The 371-nt window shown below is 43.1% G+C and carries 1 protein-coding gene; it reads right to left on the reverse strand.

Annotation, left to right across the window (positions count from 1 at the left end):
• Positions 1 to 38 precede the first annotated feature (38 nt).
• Positions 39 to 275, reverse strand: coding sequence for a hypothetical protein (locus CWC02_RS20525; protein WP_138619935.1), 237 nt, complete (start codon positions 273 to 275; stop codon positions 39 to 41).
• Positions 276 to 371 lie beyond the last annotated feature (96 nt).

A 371-nucleotide genomic window follows, 5' to 3' on the forward strand; every position in this document is an offset into this window, starting at 1 on the left:
ATCAACCCGTTTGGCGCACTGTAATGTGTATAGCCTTTCTAAGGCGCAGGGTAGAGGCCGATTTGGTAATTATTCAATTGCTTATTGTTAGCATTGAATGGTTTATTCACTATAACGAGTAAGCGTTTGCGCGTTTTGTTGTTACTCAGTACTAGGCGATACAACCCTGCATTTTCTGGCGCATAAACGGCAATTCTAGTTGGCCCTACTCGCTCTGACTCAACATCTGAAACTTCAGGTGGAGTAAAAACAGCCGTGATATCAATAGTTAGCACTTGTTTTGCATCAAGTTCAAGGCTGTGCAGCGAATCAGTTAATTCAATGGCCGCAACAGAGCATGTAGTTTCCGCTTAGCCCGCCCTAAAAATAAT

The organism is Pseudoalteromonas sp. S2721 (assembly GCF_005887425.1).
Lineage (GTDB): Bacteria > Pseudomonadota > Gammaproteobacteria > Enterobacterales > Alteromonadaceae > Pseudoalteromonas > Pseudoalteromonas simplex.